General features: G+C 62.0%; 14 protein-coding genes and 1 tRNA gene. 9 read left to right on the forward strand and 6 right to left on the reverse strand.

Going from position 1 to position 17686, the window contains the following annotated elements; all coding sequences use genetic code 11:
• Positions 1-16 precede the first annotated feature (16 nt).
• Both AC07R1_RS08420 and moaA read right to left on the reverse strand, forming a co-directional pair.
• Positions 17-916 (reverse strand): bestrophin family protein, encoded by a 900-nt coding sequence (locus AC07R1_RS08420; protein ID WP_011062003.1) that lies wholly within the window; start codon positions 914-916, stop codon positions 17-19.
• A 45-nt stretch (positions 917-961) separates the two neighbouring features.
• Positions 962-1960 (reverse strand): GTP 3',8-cyclase MoaA, encoded by a 999-nt coding sequence (gene moaA / locus AC07R1_RS08425; protein WP_041752364.1) that lies wholly within the window; start codon positions 1958-1960, stop codon positions 962-964.
• 456 nt (positions 1961-2416) lie between these two features.
• Between moaA and AC07R1_RS08430 the strand changes: the two genes are divergently transcribed.
• The 5 genes from AC07R1_RS08430 (at position 2417) to AC07R1_RS08450 (ending at position 7581) form a co-directional block, all read left to right on the forward strand.
• On the forward strand, positions 2417-4741 hold the full coding sequence (locus AC07R1_RS08430; protein WP_053152590.1) for an FdhF/YdeP family oxidoreductase: 2325 nt from the start codon (positions 2417-2419) through the stop codon (positions 4739-4741).
• A 128-nt stretch (positions 4742-4869) separates the two neighbouring features.
• Complete coding sequence (locus AC07R1_RS08435) at positions 4870-6291, forward strand: cytochrome ubiquinol oxidase subunit I (protein WP_495110410.1); 1422 nt, start codon at positions 4870-4872, stop codon at positions 6289-6291.
• 16 nt (positions 6292-6307) lie between these two features.
• Positions 6308-7324, forward strand: coding sequence for a cytochrome d ubiquinol oxidase subunit II (gene cydB, locus AC07R1_RS08440; RefSeq protein WP_015636145.1), 1017 nt, complete (start codon positions 6308-6310; stop codon positions 7322-7324).
• Positions 7311-7442, forward strand: a complete 132-nt coding sequence (locus AC07R1_RS08445; protein WP_015636146.1) for a hypothetical protein — start codon at positions 7311-7313, stop codon at positions 7440-7442. The genes cydB and AC07R1_RS08445 overlap by 14 nt, the downstream gene beginning before the upstream one ends.
• Positions 7435-7581: a DUF2474 domain-containing protein gene (locus AC07R1_RS08450; RefSeq protein WP_492617314.1), complete on the forward strand. Its 147-nt coding sequence runs from the start codon at positions 7435-7437 to the stop codon at positions 7579-7581. The genes AC07R1_RS08445 and AC07R1_RS08450 overlap by 8 nt, the downstream gene beginning before the upstream one ends.
• A gap of 58 nt (positions 7582-7639) precedes the next feature.
• Here AC07R1_RS08450 and AC07R1_RS08455 read toward each other — a convergent pair whose 3' ends face one another.
• The 3 genes from AC07R1_RS08455 to AC07R1_RS08465 form a co-directional block, all read right to left on the reverse strand.
• Positions 7640-8614 (reverse strand): Dyp-type peroxidase, encoded by a 975-nt coding sequence (locus AC07R1_RS08455; RefSeq protein WP_015636148.1) that lies wholly within the window; start codon positions 8612-8614, stop codon positions 7640-7642.
• 326 nt (positions 8615-8940) lie between these two features.
• Positions 8941-11214 carry an FdhF/YdeP family oxidoreductase gene (locus tag AC07R1_RS08460; protein ID WP_495110411.1) on the reverse strand — a complete coding sequence of 758 codons (2274 nt, stop codon included), beginning with the start codon at positions 11212-11214 and terminating at the stop codon, positions 8941-8943.
• Between the two features lie 251 nt (positions 11215-11465).
• Positions 11466-12359, reverse strand: coding sequence for a DMT family transporter (locus tag AC07R1_RS08465; protein WP_011062011.1), 894 nt, complete (start codon positions 12357-12359; stop codon positions 11466-11468).
• A gap of 132 nt (positions 12360-12491) precedes the next feature.
• On the opposite strand from AC07R1_RS08465, the gene AC07R1_RS08470 reads away from it, so the two are divergent.
• Entirely contained in the window at positions 12492-12929 is a 438-nt protein-coding gene (locus AC07R1_RS08470; protein ID WP_011062012.1) for an Lrp/AsnC family transcriptional regulator, read from the forward strand.
• A gap of 409 nt (positions 12930-13338) precedes the next feature.
• Here AC07R1_RS08470 and AC07R1_RS08475 read toward each other — a convergent pair whose 3' ends face one another.
• Positions 13339-14010: a Bax inhibitor-1/YccA family protein gene (locus tag AC07R1_RS08475; protein ID WP_011062013.1), complete on the reverse strand. Its 672-nt coding sequence runs from the start codon at positions 14008-14010 to the stop codon at positions 13339-13341.
• A 123-nt stretch (positions 14011-14133) separates the two neighbouring features.
• Here AC07R1_RS08475 and AC07R1_RS08480 point away from each other — a divergent pair.
• The 3 genes from AC07R1_RS08480 (at position 14134) to AC07R1_RS08490 (ending at position 17092) form a co-directional block, all read left to right on the forward strand.
• Positions 14134-14221, forward strand: a tRNA-Ser gene (locus AC07R1_RS08480).
• Positions 14222-14510: 289 nt separating this feature from the next.
• On the forward strand, positions 14511-15410 hold the full coding sequence (locus AC07R1_RS08485) for a hypothetical protein (protein ID WP_495110412.1): 900 nt from the start codon (positions 14511-14513) through the stop codon (positions 15408-15410).
• On the forward strand, positions 15407-17092 hold the full coding sequence (locus tag AC07R1_RS08490) for a hypothetical protein (protein ID WP_495110413.1): 1686 nt from the start codon (positions 15407-15409) through the stop codon (positions 17090-17092). Before AC07R1_RS08485 ends, AC07R1_RS08490 begins: the two co-directional genes overlap by 4 nt.
• Positions 17093-17686 lie beyond the last annotated feature (594 nt).

Here is a 17686-nt window from a genome sequence, read left to right on the forward strand (position 1 = left end):
GGATAACAACAGTGGATCAGCTCAGGACATAGTCCACCGGCTCCAGCGCCGGCGGCAGTTCGGTGGCCCCCAGGGCTTCGAGAATCTCGCGCTCGATGTTGCGCACGATGGCGCTCAGCGGCAGGTCGTTCTCGTCGTGGCCGAAGGGGTCTTCCAGCTCGTCGCCAATGGCGTCCAGGCCGAAGAAGGTGTAGCTGACGATGGCGGTGAAGATCGGCGTCAGCCAGCCCAGGGGCTCGGCCATGGCAAAGGGCAGGAGGATGCAGAACATGTAGCTGGTGCGGTGCAGCAGCAACGTGTAGGGAAACGGCAGCGGCGTGGCCTTGATCCGCTCGCAGGTGGATTGCGCGCCGGTGATGGCTGCCAGTTGATTGGCCAGCAGCAGGTAGCGCCATTCGCTGAGCCGCCCCGCCTGGGCCTGGTCCGAACACTGGCGCGCGATCTGGCGCAGCAGGCTGTCCGGCAGGTTGCTGGTGCTTGCCGGCGGCAACTGGCTGAGCCAGGTTTCGGCAGCGCTCAGTTCATCTTCGCGGCGCAGCCGGGCCTTGAGGGCATGGGCGAAACCGCACAGGTCACGCAGGATCGCGCTGCGCGCCCGGGTGTCTTCAAGCACCTGGGTTTCGCGGATCATCGAGCGCACCTCGGTCACCACCGTGCCCAGGGCCTTGCGCGCTTCGTACCAGCGGTCGTAGCAGGCGTTGTTGCGAAAGCTCATGAAGATCGACAGCGACAGGCCGAGCAAGGTGAACGGGGTGGCATTGACCTTGGAGAAATACGCCGGGTGCAAGGTCTCGATCAGCACGATGGCCGAGGCCAGCAGGGTCACCAGCAGGCTGCGCAGGGCGATGCGCTTGGCAATCGACCCCTTGAGGGAAATCAGCACGCTGATCAGGTTGGGTTTGGATCTGACGATCATCGGGGTAGAACCTTTGCACAATGAAAAGCCGTGATGAGCAGCGGTTCAGCCGCCGGTCATGTTCATGAAGCGCACCACCTGCACCTCGTCGTTGAGTTCGAAGTGATGGCTGTAGGGCTTGAGTTTCATCGCCTCGACTATGGCCCGCTGCAGGCGCCCGGTATCGCCGGGGTGAGCGCGCAGCACGGCCTTGAGGTCCACCGAGTGCTCGTTGCCCAGGCACAGCAGCAAGCGGCCTTCGACGGTCAGGCGCACGCGGTTGCAGGTGCCGCAGAAGTTGTGGCTGTGGGGCGAGATGAACCCCAGGCGAATGTGCGGCGCCTCGGCCAGGCGCCAGTAGCGCGACGGGCCCTGGGTCGACTCGGCGGACTCGATCAGGGTGTAGCGCTCGGCGATCCGCTCGCGAACCCGGGCACTGGAAAAGAACGCATCGCTGCGGCTGTGTTCGCTGATGGTGCCCAGGGGCATTTCCTCGATAAAGGAGATGTCCAGGCCGCGGTCGATGGCAAAGGCCACCAGTTCGTTGATCTGCTGGTCGTTGCGCCCTTTCATCACCACACAGTTGAGCTTGGTGCGCTCAAAGCCGGCGGCAATCGCCGCGTCGATGCCGGCAACCACCTGGCCCAGCTCGCCGGTGCGGGTCAGCTGCCGAAACAGGGTCGGGTCCAGGCTGTCGAGGCTGATGTTCAGGCGCTTGACCCCGGCGTCGAACAACGGCGCGGCCAGCTTGCCCAGTTGCGAGCCGTTGGTGGTCATGCACAGCTCCCGCAGCCCGGGCAGCCGGGCAATGTCCCGGCACAGCTGGACCACCCCGGGGCGGATCAGCGGCTCGCCGCCAGTGAGGCGGATCTTGCGGGTGCCCAGGGCCACGAAACGTTCGGCCAGCTGGTACAGCTCTTCCAGGGTAAGAATGCGTTGGCGCGGCAGGAACTGCATGTCCTCGGCCATGCAATACACACAGCGGAAATCGCAGCGGTCGGTCACCGACATGCGCAGATAGTCGACCCGCCGAGCGAAGCCATCGAGCAATACCTGATCTGACATCCGAGCCTCTTTCGACGGTGGGAATCCATCGCGATTAGTTGAAGTTCTTCCACACAAGAACATGCAGAAGGTGTTATTGGCGGCAAGATTAAAAGCCATTAAAAGCCCCGTCCAATCGCTATTAACAACTGGCTGATCAATACAATCTATCACTCCTCAAATCGCTTCCAACAAAGACCGAAACAAACAATCAACCATTTGATATATATAGGTTTTTAACGATGATAGAGGCTTTCGATCAGCCGGTCATTAATTGCGATTAGACAGCGGCCACGGGTGACGAATAGGCTTTATTCGTGGCCCATATAACGAGCCCTGAAAGTTACTCCACGCCAATAAGCAATACCGAACTCAAACAAGTTCACAACAACCGCATTTAGCCTGTGCAGTCAAACAATCACTGACATCGATTCAATGTCGGCCGGTTGCCTGCGTGCGCTGTATTGGAGAAATATCATGAGCGAAGTTGATCGATACAAACCCTACAAGGGCGCCGCTGCCGGTTGGGGGGCGCTGATCGCAGTGACCAAGAACTGGCTGGGCAGCGAGAATGCCTTCAAGAACATCCGCGCCATGCTCAAGACCAACCAGAACGGCGGCTTCGACTGCCCCGGCTGCGCCTGGGGCGAGTCGCCGGAAAACGGCATGGTCAAGTTCTGCGAGAACGGCGCCAAGGCGGTCAACTGGGAAGCCACCGGGCGCCTGGTGAACCCGGCCTTCTTCAACAAATACACGGTCTCGGCCCTGGCCGCGCAGAGCGACTACTGGCTCGAGTACCAGGGCCGCCTGACCCACCCCATGCGCTATGACGCCACCCAGGACCGCTATGTGGAAACCACCTGGGACGAAGCCTTCGACCTGATTGCCAGCCACCTCAAGGGCCTGGACTCGCCCAACCAGGCGGAGTTCTACACCTCCGGCCGGGCCAGCAACGAGGCGGCCTACCTGTACCAACTGTTCGTGCGCGCCTATGGCACCAACAACTTCCCCGACTGCTCCAACATGTGCCACGAGGCCAGTGCCGTGGGTATGTTCGAAAGCGTCGGCGTGGGCAAGGGCACGGTGGTGTTCCATGACCTGGAACAGGCCGACGCGATCTTCGTCATCGGCCAGAACCCCGGCACCAACCACCCGCGGATGCTCGAGCCACTACGCGAGGCGGTGAAACGCGGTGCCCAGGTGATCTGCTTCAACCCGCTCAAGGAACGTGGCCTGGAGCGTTTCCAGCATCCGCAGCACCCGCTGGAGATGCTCACCAACGGCTCCGAGCCCACCTCCTCGGCCTACTTCCGCCCGGCCCTGGGCGGCGACATGGCGGCCTTTCGCGGCATCGCCAAGTTCCTCCTGCGCTGGGAGCGCGAAGCCCTGGCCAACAATGGCGAAGCGGTGTTCGACCGGGCCTTCATCGCCGAACACACCTCGGGCCTGGACAGCTACCTGGCCGAGGTCGATGCCACGTCCTGGAACCACATCGTCGAGCAGTCCGGCCTGAGCCTGGCCGACATCGAGCTGGCGGCGCGCATGTACCGCAAGGCCAAGCGCGCGATCATGTGCTGGGCCATGGGCCTGACCCAGCACACCCATTCGGTGCCGACCATCCAGGAAGTGATCAACGTGCTGTTGCTGCGGGGCAATATCGGCCGTCCCGGCGCCGGCCTGTCGCCGGTGCGCGGCCATAGCAACGTGCAGGGCGATCGCACCATGGGCATCAACGAACTGGCGCCCACCGAGCTGCTGGATGCCCTTGAGGCGCGCTTCGGCTTCAAGCCGCCCCGGGAGCACGGGCACAACACGGTGATGGCGATCTCGGCCATGGAACAGGGCCGGGCCAAGGTGTTCATCGGCCTGGGGGGCAACTTTGCCCAGGCCACTCCGGACACCCCGCGCACCCACGCGGCCCTGCGCAACTGCGAGCTCACCGTGCACATCGCCACCAAGCTCAACCGCAGCCACCTGGTGACCGGGCGCGAGGCGCTGATCCTGCCGTGCCTGGGCCGCACCGATATCGACATCCAGGCCAACGGCCCGCAAGGCATCACCGTGGAAGACACCTTCAGCATGGTGCATATCTCCCACGGCCAGCTCAAACCCAAGTCGCCGCACCTGCGTTCGGAACCGGCGATCATCGCCGGCATCGCCAACGCCACCCTGGGCCAGCACCCCATCGACTGGCTGTGGGCGATCGAAGACTACGGGCGCATCCGCGACCTGATCGCCGACACCATCCCCGGTTTTTCCGACTTCAACCTCAAGCTGCTCAACCCCGGCGGCTTCCACCTGGGCAACGACGCCAGCCAACGGCGCTGGAACACCGCCACCGGCAAGGCGCGGTTCATCCCCAGCGAGCTGCCGGAACACCTGGTCAGCGCCGGGGTGCGCAAGCTCAAGGTCAAGCCCGACCTGATCCTGCAGACCATGCGCTCCCACGACCAGTACAACACCACCCTGTATGGCCTGGACGACCGCTATCGCGGGGTCTACGGCATGCGCGAGGTGCTGTTCGCCAACGAGGACGACATCCGCCGGCTGGGCTACGAGCCGGGGCAGAAGGTCGACATCGTGTCGCTGTGGGATGACGGCCGGGAACGCCGGGTCAGCGGTTTCACCCTGATCGCCTACGACATTCCCGCCGGCCAGTCGGCCGCCTACTACCCGGAGACCAACCCCCTGGTGCCCCTGGAAAGCTACGGCGACCGCACCTACACGCCGACCTCCAAGTTCATCGCCATCCGCCTTGAGCCGGCGGCGGCCAGCAACCTGATCCAGTCCGTCGGCGTTTGACCCGGCCGGAGCGGCCAAGGCGCCGCTCCAGCCTGCCCCGCGCAGCCTTTTGCCGTACGCCGCGAACCCGGGTTCACGGCGGCCGGAAGGCGCCTGCGCGGGCCCCCAGCCATTACGAGGGTTTCGTCATGTTTCATCTACAGGCACTCGACCTAGCGCGCATCCAGTTCGCGTTCACGGTCTCGTTCCACATCATCTTTCCCGCCATCACCATCGGCCTGGCCAGTTTCCTGGCGGTGCTCGAAGGCTTGTGGCTCAAGACCCACAACAGCACCTACAAGGACCTGTACCACTTCTGGTCGAAGATTTTCGCCGTCAACTTCGGCATGGGCGTGGTTTCCGGACTGGTCATGGCCTACGAGTTCGGCACCAACTGGAGCCGCTTCTCGGACTTCGCCGGGAGTATCACCGGCCCTCTGCTGACCTATGAAGTGCTGACCGCGTTCTTCCTCGAAGCGGGCTTTCTCGGGGTCATGCTGTTCGGCTGGAACCGGGTGGGTCGCGGGCTGCACTTTTTCGCCACGGTGATGGTGGCCATCGGCACCCTGATCTCGACTTTCTGGATCCTCGCCTCCAACAGCTGGATGCAGACGCCCCAGGGCTTCTCCATCGTCGATGGGCGGATCATGCCCATGGACTGGCTGGCGATCGTCTTCAACCCGTCCTTCCCCTTGCGCCTGATGCACATGGCGATTGCCGCATTCGTCGCCACGGCGTTCTTCGTCGGATCGAGCGCCGCCTGGCACCTGCTGCGGGGCAACGACACGCCGCCGGTGCGCAAGATGCTGTCGATGGCGCTGTGGATGGCGCTGATCGTGGCACCAATCCAGGCGGTGGTCGGTGACGCCCATGGCCTGAACACCCTGGAGCACCAGCCGGCGAAGATCGCCGCCATCGAAGGCCACTGGGAAAACCACGGCAGCGAACCCTCGCCCCTGGTGCTGTTCGGCATTCCCAACATGGACGGCGAGAAAACCGACTACGCCGTGGAAGTGCCCTACCTGGGCAGCCTGATCCTGACCCACAGCCTGGATAAGCAGATCCCGGCGCTCAAGAGCTTCCCCAAGGAAGACCGGCCCAACTCGGCCATTGTGTTCTTCAGCTTCCGCATCATGGCCGGCCTGGGCATGTTGATGATCCTCACCGGGTTGCTGGGCCTGCTGCTGCGACGCAACGGCGGGCTGTACCGCAACCGCCTGTTCCTGCGCCTGGTGCTGTGGATGGGCCCCAGCGGCCTGATCGCCCTGCTGGCAGGCTGGATCACCACCGAAGTCGGGCGCCAGCCCTGGGTGGTGTACGGCCTGCTGCGCACCAGCGACGCCGCGTCCAACCACAGCGTGGCGCAACTGAGCATCTCCCTGGCGCTGTTCGTGGTGGTCTACTTCTCGGTGTTCGCCGTGGGCATCGGCTACATGATGAAGCTGGTGCGCAAGGGCCCGCAGCCCCACCACGAGCACCCGCCGACCCACCCTGTCGGCCAGGAGCCAACACCGCGCCGTCCACTGTCCGCCATCGCCGAGACCTTTGCGTCCAGCGACCAACACCACTGAAACAAGGGATATCGACATGACGATTCAAGGCATAGACCTGTCGTTGATCTGGGGCGTGATCATTGCCTTCGGGGTGATGATGTACGTGATCATGGACGGCTTCGACCTGGGGCTGGGGATTCTCTTCCCGCTGATCCCCGATGCCCGGGAACGGGACGTGATGATGAACACCGTGGCCCCGGTGTGGGACGGTAACGAGACCTGGCTGATCCTCGGTGGCGCGGCGCTGTACGGCGCCTTTCCCCTGGCCTATTCGGTGATCCTGGAGGCCCTGTACCTGCCGCTGATCTTCATGCTCGCAGGGCTGATCTTCCGCGGCGTGGCCTTCGAGTTCCGCTTCAAGGCCAGCCCCGAGAAACGGCACATCTGGGATTGGGCGTTCATCGGCGGCTCGCTGCTGGCGACCCTGTGCCAGGGCATCGTGATCGGCACCTATATCAGCGGCATCCCGGTGGTCGATCGGCAGTTCGCCGGCGGCACCCTGGACTGGCTGGCGCCCTTCCCGCTGTTCTGCGGCCTGGGGCTGATCGTGGCCTATGCGCTGCTGGGCAGCACCTGGCTGCTGGTCAAGACCGAAGGCATGCTGGAAGCGCGCATGCGCCACTACACCCGGCCCCTGGCGTTCGCGCTGACCGCGGTGGTGGCGGTGCTCTGCGTGTGGACCGCGCTGCTGCACCCGGAGATCGCCAACCGCTGGTTCAGCCATGCCCATATCGTGATCTTCGGTGCGCTGCTGGTGCTGGGGCTGGCGGCACTGTGCGGGCTCCTGGGCACTTTGCGCCAGCACCATTCCCACTGGCCGTTCGTGTTCACCCTGGTGCTGGTGTTCCTCGGCTACATCGGCCTGGCGTTCAGCATCTGGCCGAACATAGTGCCGCCGTCCATCAGCCTGTGGGAGGCGGCTTCACCGCTGTCCAGCCAGCTGTTCATCCTGATCGGCACCCTGTTCATCCTGCCGGTCATCCTGATGTACACCTGCTGGAGCTACTACGTGTTCCGCGGCAAAGTGAGGATTGGCGATGGCTACCATTGATCGAGCTACACCCCTGCCCTGGCACAAGGCTGTGGCGCAACTGAGCCTGCTGTTCATCGGCGCACTGCTGATGCTCGCCTGCAGCGGCGCACTGATGCTGGAGCTGGCGCATGGATAGGCTATCGACGCGGCCGGCATCCACCTGGCGGCGGTTGCTGTGGATGGGGGGTATCTGGCTGGCCAGTGTGGTGGGCCTGGGGCTGGTGGCCGGCGTGTTGCGGCTGCTGATGCAAGCCGCCGGCATGCACAGCCACTGAGCAGGGGCGATAAAGCCTGCAACCCCGGCCCGCAATAGCGGGCCGGTTTTTTTTGCGCCTACAGGCCGGTGGGCGCGCGCTCGGCCAGGTCTTCCAGCAGGTCGGCGGAGGGCACGAAGAACAGCCCGCCGGTGACCGCGGTGCTGAAGTCCAGCAGGCGATCGTAGTTGCCTGCAGGGCGGCCGACGAACATGTTCTCCAGCATCTGCTCCACCGGCCGTGGCGAGCGGGCGTAGCCGATGAAATAGGTGCCGAATTCCCCGGCGCCCGGGCGGCCGAACGGCATGTTGTCGCGCAGGATCTTCACCTCCTCGCCGTTCTCTTCCAGGGTGGTCAGGGAGCTGTGTGAGCAGCTGGGTTTCACTGCATCGTCGAGTTCGATATCCGACAGTTTGGTGCGGCCGATGATGCGCTCCTGGGCCTCCACCGTCAGTTCGTTCCAGGCGGTCATGTTGTGCAGGTACTTCTGCACCAGCACGTAGCTGCCATTGCAGAACTGCGGGTCCTCGTCCCCCACCAGGGTGAAATCCACCGCCTCGCGGCCTTCCGGGTTCTCGGTGCCGTCGACGAAGCCGACCATGCTGCGCATGTCGAAATAGCGGAAGCCCTGGACCTCGTCCACCACCTTGATCGAATCCCCCAGGGGCTTGAGCAACTGCGTGGCCAACTCGAAGCACAGGTCCATCTGTTCGGCACGGATGTGCAGCAGCAGGTCGCCGGGAGTCGATGGCGCGCGGCGCCCCTCCACGCCCACCTCGATGAACGGGTGCAGCGACGCCGGGCGCGGGCCGCCGAACAGGCGGTCCCAGGCGCTGGAGCCAAAACCGCAGACACAGGACAGATTGCCCCCCGGGACGCGCTTGCCCACCGAACGGGTCAAGGCGGCGATATCGGCGCACCAGTCGCGCACGGTTTGCGCGGCAGCGGCGCCGGGCGCCAGGGTGGCGACGATGAAGATCGCGCTACGGGTGATGGGATTGCAGATGGCTTGGGGCTCGGGCTTGCGCTCGGCCAGGGAGGACGGCTGGGTCATTATGGGTTCCACAGGCTGCGGTCGGAAAAATCACCGACAGGAAAATAGCAGATTGTGACCTTGGCCAGGGAGATTGCTCCCCCTGGAAGGTGCCGCCCTCCCACTCACCGAATCCCCGGGCCATCAAGCATCTCTGGCCTTGCACAGCGCACGACCCTGTAGCCGCTGCCGAGCCTGCGAGGCTGCGCAAAGGACCGCAGGGCCTTGCTTGGCGATCTACCGCCGGGCATCAGCGTTTTCCGGATCGCCGCGGCCGCTACGCGACCGTACGCAGCCTGCGGCAGCGGCTGCACGAGTCGCGAGGCGCTGTGACGCTGTGGCTCCGTTCAAGCGGGGCTTGAGCGCAACACTCGCACCGGCACCGATTTGTAGGACGGCGTGCCGCTGTCCACGTCCAGGTAGTCCAGGGGCACCAGGCGGTTGGCTTCGGGGTAGTAGGCGCCCACCGTGCCATTGGCGATCTTGTATTCGATGGCGGTGATCTTCTCGTAGCGCAGCCGGCGCCCGCCGATCACCGTTTCGATGTCCACCAGGTCGCCATGGGCCAGGCCCCGGGCGGCCAGGTCCGCCGGGCTGATGAACAGTACGTCGCGGCGGCCGAACACCCCGCGATAGCGGTCGTCCAGGGCGTAGATGGTGGTGTTGTACTGGTCGTGGCTGCGCAGGGTGATCAGCCGCAGCACATCGGCGCCGTCCACTTCCTTGTCCTCATGCAGCCCGGGAAAGACGAAGAATTCGGCCTTGCCCGAGGGCGTCAGCCACTGCCGCTCGGCTGCCGCCAGGGGCATGCGGAAACCACCTGGCATGCGAATGCGGGCGTTGTAGTCGTCAAAGCCGGGCACGGTCTGTTCGATCAGGTCGCGGATCTTGTCGTAGTCGGCCACCAGCTCCAGCCAGGGCACGCGGCTGCCCGGCAGGGTGGCCCGGGCCATGCCGGCGACGATCGCCGGCTCCGACAGCAAAAACTCGGAGGCCGGCGCCAGCTTGCCGGCCGAGGCATGCACCATGGACATCGAGTCTTCGACGGTGATCGCCTGACGCAGGCCGTCCTGCATATCCAGCTCGGTACGGCCCAGGCAGGGAAAGAGGAAGGTTTCCCGGGCCACCAGCAGGTGGCTGCGGTTGAGCTTGGTGGCGATGTGCACGCTCAGGTCCAGCTTGCCCATGGCCGGGAAGCACTGGCCCGGGTCCGGCAGGGCCACGGCAAAGTTGCCCCCCAGACACAGCAGGGCCTTGGCGCTGCCGGCGATCATCGCCTGCATGGCTTGCACCGCATCGTGACCGTGATGCGCCGGCGGGGTGAAGCCGAAGGTCTGCTGCAGCTTGTCGAGAAAGGCCGGGGAAGGCTTCTCGGTAATGCCCACGGTGCGGTTGCCCTGCACGTTGGAGTGGCCGCGCAACGGGCAGATCCCCGCCCCCGGCTTGCCCAGGTTGCCCCGCAGCATCAGCAGGTCGCAGATCAGCCGGACATTGGCCGTGCCTTCGTTGTGCTGGGTGATGCCCATGCCGTAGGTGACGATGGTGGCGTTGGACTTGGCATAGGCCGCGGCGACCATTTCCAGGTCCGCCTGGTGCAGTCCGCTGGCCTGCTCGATGTCTGCCCAGGCGGTGGCATGCAGGTCCGCCGCCAGGGCCTCGAAGCCCTGGGTGTGCTCGGCGATGAATGCCTGGTCCAGGACTTGCCCCAGGCTGTCCTCCAGGGCCAGCAGCGCCTTCATGATGCCCTTGATAGCCGCCGCGTCGCCGCCGGCCTTGACCTGGAAGTACGACGAGGCGATGCGGGTGGAGCCGTAGGTGGCCATCTCCACCATGTTCTGCGGGTCGGCGAACCGCTCCAGGGCGCGCTCGCGCAAAGGGTTGAAGACCATGATCGGCACCTTGCGCCGCGAAGCTTCATGCAGGGTGCCCATCATCCGCGGGTGGTTGGTGCCGGGGTTGTGGCCAATGGAGATGATCAGCTCGCAGAGGTCGAAGTCCTCCAGCGACACCGTGCCCTTGCCGATGCCAATGGACCGCGGCAGGCCGACGCTGGTGGGCTCGTGGCACATGTTCGAGCAGTCGGGAAAGTTGTTGCAGCCGTATTCCCGGGCGAACAGCTGGTACAGGTAGGCCGCTTCGTTGGACGCGCGCCCGGAGGTGTAGAACTCCACCTGCTCGGGCTGCAGGCTGCGCAGGATCTCGCCGATGCGGGCAAAGGCGTCCTGCCATGCCACAGGCTTGAAGGTGTCGCTGGCGCGGTCGTAGACCAGGGGCTCGGTCAGGCGCCCGAGGTCTTCGAGTTCGTAGTCCGAACGCTGCAGCAATGAGGTCACCGGATGCTGGGCGAAGAACGCCGGGGTTACCCGCTTGTTGGTGGCCTCCCAGGTCACCGCCTTGGCGCCGTTTTCACAGAACTGGAAGGTCGACTTGTGCTCCTTGTCCGGCCAGGCGCAGCCCGGGCAGTCGAAGCCGTCGGGCTGGTTGGTGCGCATCAGGGTCAGCGGCGCCTTGAGGGTGTCCATCTGCTCGCGCACCGCGGTCGCAGTGGCCTTGAGCGCGCCCCAGCCACCGGCGGGACCATCGTAGTTGCGGATTCCGGGAACCTTGCGTCGAGTACTCATGAGCGCTCCAGGGCCGGCCCGGCGCTGCACGACGCGAACCGGTGGTTGCGGATGACCGAGGCGCGCCAGGGCAGGATGCCCAGGGGCCTGGATCAGGGGGCAAGTGCGCTGGAAAAGCCTCAGCGCAGGGTAAAATCTAGCCCTGCGGGTTGGCCTGTCAAGGCCAGGCGCCGACCGGTACAGGGCCCATGCCAGGGCCCCGGCCAGGCCCGGGGGAGCCTATTGCAGGCCCCCGCCAGAACCTGTAGCGCCTACTGCAAAACGCTGCGCCGGCGCTTGAGGGTCCAGCCCTGCTGCATGCCGGCCGCGGCCAGCAGGATCGCCCCCACGCCCACCCATTGCAGCAGCCCCAGGCGGTGCCCGAAGGCCACCCAGTCGACCAGGATCGCCGCAATCGGGTAGATGAACGACAAGGCGCCGGTCAGGGCCGTCGGCAGTTTCTGGATCGCCCCGTACAGCAGCACGTACATCACCCCGGTATGGAGAATGCCCAGGGTCAGCAGGCTGGCCCAGGCGCTGGCCTGCTGGGGTGGCGCGCCGAGGTTGGCCCAGGGCGCCAGCAACAGCACCCCGGTGCAGACCTGGATCAGGGCGATCAGGTGCGGCGGCGTGCCGCTCAGGCGCTTGATCAGCAGCGCGGCAAAGGCGTACAGCGCCGCCGCGCCCAGGGCCAGGGCAATGCCCAACAGGTAGTCGCCACCCTCCTCGCCCTGGCTGCCGTGGGCACTGACGATGGCCAGCATTCCGGCGAACGACAGGCCCAGCCAGAACAGCTTCTGCGGGGTGATCTTTTCTCCCAGGAACAACGCCCCGAGGGCCACCAGAATGAACGGCTGAACGTTGTACACCGCGGTGCCGATGGCGATCGAAGCCCGGGAGTAGGAACCGAACAGCAGCACCCAGTTGCCGACAATGGCCACGCCACTGAGCACCGCGAGGATCAAGGCGCGCTTGCTCAGAATGTTCTTACGCAAAAAGCCGAAAGCTCCACAAATCAGCAGCAAGGTCCCGGCGCCGAACAGGCACCGCCAGAACACCACATCCAGCACCGGTTGCCCGGACACCAGGACGAACCAGCCAATGGTTCCGGAAATCAGCATGGCAGCGGTCATTTCCAATGATCCGCGTCGGGTTTGTGCATCCATCATCAGGCTCCTTTGCAAGTGGGCAAATTATGCCCAGCCAGCAGAGCCCATCGCCAGATCAAAACCTGGGCTAGAATCGATTCAGACCTTTTTTATCAAGGCCAAAGAACCCATTCACCTAACGAGATCGCCATGCTGGATGCCATCGACCAAACCCTGATCAGCGCCCTGATGCAGGACTCGCGACGCTCCCTCAAAGCCCTGGCGCAGATCAGCGGGCTGTCCGCTCCCAGCGTCTCGGAGCGCTTGCGCCGGCTGGAAGAACGCGGCGTGATCAGCGCCTATACCCTGGAGATCGACCCCAGGTTTCTCGGTTACCAGTTGCAGGCCATCGTCCGCATCCGCCCCTTGCCGGGCAAGTTGCAGGAGGTCGAACGGCAGATCCTCGCGATTGCCGAGTTCACCGAATGCGACAAGGTCACCGGCGACGACTGCTTCATTGCCCGTCTCCAGGTGCGCTCCATGGAACAACTGGACAGCCTGCTGGACCACCTCAATCACTACGCCGAAACCAACACCGCGATTGTCAAGAAATCGCCGATCAAACGGCGCCTGCCGCCTCTGGAATAGGCAGCGGTCCGGACCGCTTTCCAGGTCCGAAAAAACGCCTCGCAGCCCCTCCAAAGGCGCGAAATGAAGAAGCTCTGACAGGGAAAAACCCAGAGTTTTGGTTGTAGGCTCATGCCTGCTGAAACCCAGAACCCATGGAATCGATGCCCCCCATTCAAATAACCTATGACCCTCTCCGGGCCTTGATTGGAATACACACCCTTCTGCGCCCCGGCGCCTTGGCAGCGCCGGACGGAACGCGAACAGCGAACCCTGCGGCCAGCACTATTCAGCGCACTGGCTATCTCCCATCTGCTGAGCACCGCACAGCTACAGGTATGAGCGCGTCGAAAAGCTGGACAGCCAAAGAAAACCTGGGCAACAAAAAGCCCGCCGAAGCGGGCTTTTTTCAATGGCTCAGCACCTGTGATCAGTCATCGCGACCCATGATGCCGAACAGTTGCAGCAGGCTGACGAACAGGTTGTAGATCGATACATACAGGCTGATGGTGGCCATGATGTAGTTACGTTCGCCGCCGTGGATGATGGCGCTGGTCTGGAACAGGATGCACACCGAGGAGAACAGCACGAAGCCGGCGCTGATCGCCAGTTGCAGGCCGCTGATCTGGAAGAACAGGCTGGCCAGCACGGCGCCCATCAGGACGAAGAAACCGGCGGTGATGAAGCCGCCGAGGAAGCTCATGTCCTTGCGGGTGATCAGCACATAGGCCGACAGACCGCCGAATACCAGTGCCGTCATGGCAAAGGCCGAGCTGACCACTTCGGCGCCGCCCTGCATGCCCAGGTAGCGGTTGAGAATCGGGCCGAGCAGAAAGCCCATGAAACCGGTCAAGGCGAAAGCCGACACCAGGCCCCAGGCCGAGTCACGGAGTTTGTTGGTGAGGAAGAACAGACCGTAGAAGCCGATCAGCACCACGAAGATGTTCGGATAACCGACACGCATCTGCTGTGCCACATAGGCCATCACCCCACTGAACGCGAGGGTCAGGGCCAGCAGGCCGTAAGTGTTGCGCAGGACGCGGCTAACCTCTAGCTGCTCGGCCTGCACGCCGTTGTTAACTGCGTAATCCTGTTCGCGCATGGCGACACTCCTGTTGGGGGAAACATTTAGTGGCATGGATGATAACAGAGGCTCTGTAACTCGCGACGCAGAGAGTTTGACAGTGTGTTTCATTCGGGTATTATGGCGCCCGCAATGCGATCTGGAGGTGTGGCCGAGTGGTTTAAGGCAGCGGTCTTGAAAACCGCCGACTGTAACAGGTCCTAGAGTTCGAATCTCTACGCCTCCGCCAAATCTCAACGAAAAAGCCCTGATTTTTCAGGGCTTTTTTGTGTCTGCTGCTCACGAGCGCTTATCGTCACCGCCTGACCGTTTCCGCATCATTTCTTTAGTTTCCGCAACCCCCCCCCCTACGGCACCCTGCCGACAGAACGCCAAGACCTGTGGTTCGACCTGAATGCTGCCCCGTATTTTCCTAGCCTTATAGTGGTCGATTCTTGCCACACAACACACTCGGCAGCTACGGGGCTGCGTAATATCATCCTAAAGCGTACTACTGACGCCCGCGGAGACCAATTCACATGGATATGATCAGGTTCGACGATTTTTACCTTCGCCTCTACAGAGCCAATCTTCTTCAGGATGGTCAGGCCTTGCTGGACGAGTTCTATGCACTCTGGCGCGAGGCGGAAACCGCCGAAGTGGCGGCCGATACCCTGGAAGATGAAGCAAAGAGCTGCCTCCATCGAGTTGCGTCTACTGACTTGTTTGTCCTGGCTGCCTGCAAATGGATTGGTGACAAAGGCCACCAGAAGCTGAGTAAAGCGCTGGCGCACGAAGTCAGCGTCCAGTACTTCCAACATCAAAAATTAGTGAGGTTCGCGCTGTCCGGGGCCCCAGAGGCATCCGCCAACGCGGTGGCCCGCAGATTGTGTGCCCTGAACGTTCCTGTACCAGTATCACTTGGCTGGGTGTTGAGCTTGAACGAAGACCTTCCCTCAAGCCCTCTGACCTCTGCAACAACCTCAGCCGTCCTCGATTTTTTGGCGACAGAGTACCCAAGCACCTGCAAACATCTCCTAGAAGCAGAACCCTCACCACTGACTCAGTCAACTCCAGCCAAGCACCTGAACGAAAGGCTGTCCGCCGAAAGTAGCGCCATGGACGCACTGCCCCGCCTCACTGAGCTACAGATGTCATCGGAAATGCGACGGAGTTTCAGCTACCTTCGACGGAATGAGAATCGGGCGATGACGGAGAAGGCTCACGGCGAATCCCTGTTCGAACTGATCACGACCGCACAGCATTTCAAGTATTCCAACCAAGTATCAGTGGAATATCAGAACGATCACGAAACCGTTGAGGCGATGATCCCCATGTTCACGCAGGAAATGAGTATGGAATTGCCTCAGACCTTGATTGCCGACCCATTGCTCTATGACCAGAAGATCATGAGCCTATGGAAGGAGGCTGACCAATGAGCATCCAACTGGTTCTCTCACACTATCTTTCAGGACTTCGCGAGCGCAATGAGCTGGATGCACTCCTTCCAGAGCTTCTCCAAGCGATGGGGCATTCGGTACACAGTCGCGCTCAGATTGGCGTAAATCAGGGTGGTGTCGACGTCATGTCCACCAAGGAGAATGCTCAGGGGCAGACGGAAGTTTTCCTGTTCATCATCAAATTTGGCAATGTGAACCGGAACGACTTCTATGGCACTCAGCAGGCGATCTCTCCCTCCATCCGCCAGGCGTACACCGAGTACGTCCGGAATCGGTTGCAAGAACCTCTGCGGGGCCTAAAAAAGCGAATCGTCCTAGTTTCAAACGGTACCCTTAAGCAAGATGCACAGTCAGATTACTCGGCGATCTCGAAAGAGGTGGCCGAATACTCTCCTCTATGCTCGCTGGATTTCTGGGGCATGGATCAGTTAAGTCCCTACATCGAGGAGTACCTCTTTGACGATGCCTTGCTACTCGGAAAAGGAAAATCCGACCTGAGGGCAGCCTTGGCCGGGCTTGAAGACACCCAGGCTTCATTCTCCAGGTTCGTTCGGTTTGTTGATGACTGCATGGCCGCACTTGAGGATGACAAAGACGTATCAGAAAATACGCGTGCGAACCGCTTCCACAAGCGAGCAGCGGCGGCGGGCATGGGGTGGGCTGTGCTCCTCGTCTGGGGCGAAAGCGAGGGCAATCAGAAACCAGGCGTGCTCGCAGGTGAGTACCTTTTGCTACGCCTCTGGAGCGAGTCGATAACGCTTGGTCTACAGACCGACACCCAGTTCCTCAATCGTTTCGAAACGCTTGCTCGGCTCCATGCGAATGCCTTGTTACGGTACTACGAGCGCTTGATGCCGTCACTCCTGAACCGCAGACACATGCTCGGCTACCGCCCCGATCAGGTGCTCTACATCGACTTGGTTTGCGATGAGCTTGGACGGTTGGGAACCACACTGCTGTTGCTTCAAGCACTGAACGTCGATACCGCAATTCTCCAAGCCATACACGGGCGTCTGGTGTCCTTCATCAACGCGCACAACGGATGCTTGCTACCCGTTTATGATGGACAAGCCATTGACCTTTCGATAGCCATGATCGCGATCATCGCCGTCGGTGATACAGTCAACAGCCAACTCATGGTGCGTGCGTGCATTGGTCGCTTTGATGCCGCTCTGCATCGGAATAGGATCATGCCGGTGGATACAGATGATCTTGAAGATGCCTTGGCCCTATTCTCCGGGAAAGAAACCCAAAGAAGTCGATTTTTCAAAACTTCGACCTTGGTGCCGCTTCTGGGAACCATGGCTGCTCTGCTGGGCGACCAGAAAGCCCTCGATCAACTGACTGCGAAGATTCTTCCAAAGCTTGAAGGGGTGACCAAGGAAAGGTGGTTCCCCAAAAAGGCTCTGGAGATACTGACGGGTTCAGATGTCTATTTGAATACCGTTGGCATATCACGTGCCCTGACTGGTTTTCGGCAAACACCCGCTGATGAGGTTGAGGCATCTGTGAAAGTGCCGAGCCAGGCCGCCTCCCCAGAGGATTTCGCTTGGCACAACACCACCTGGGAAGTGCTGATTACGATCTCAGCTAGGTTGCACCGCCATCCTTTGCCTACCTGGTACGTTGCGAAGCTCGCCAAAGTGCCGCCGGCACTTTGACCGCAGCCACCGATCAAGAGGGCCCGGGCACTGCCAGACGAGCCTTGAACTAGACAATTTGCAGGATGGGTACATCTGCATTCCAAAGAAGTTACCCACCTATTCCAGCGTGAACCGTCCCTAGTTTCAGAGATCGCCCGCTTCTGTCCGATAGACGTCCTTCACCACCAACTGCTATGGCTCGAAAGGAGATAATCACACGCCGATTTGCTCGGGTATTAACGCAAAAAAGCCCTACGCCGCGAAGGATAAGGGCTGTAGGGCTTTTTCGATGCAGCTAGATACGGGGCCGTTTGGCATTAAATGGCATTGATTGGCGTCCGGGTTTTCCAACTTTTGCCCCACGGCCTCGCTTCCCTTGCCAACAACCAGTTCGACAAATACAAACCAAGTTACCGGCGATAGGGATTCGACCCCCTTCCTAGACTTGGCAGGCCGGTCCAGGCCAACGATTACCAGACGTTGAGCCATGTCGGGTAACCTGAAACGGACTATAGCGGCCTCAGCTTTACCCTAAATTTGCCCTAACGTAGGACAGCTTACCCCAGTCAAACATGCGAGGGGGCTGGCTTTCGAGATATTAGCGCTGAAAGC

This window comes from Pseudomonas sp. GW821-FHT07F01 (assembly GCF_059418825.1).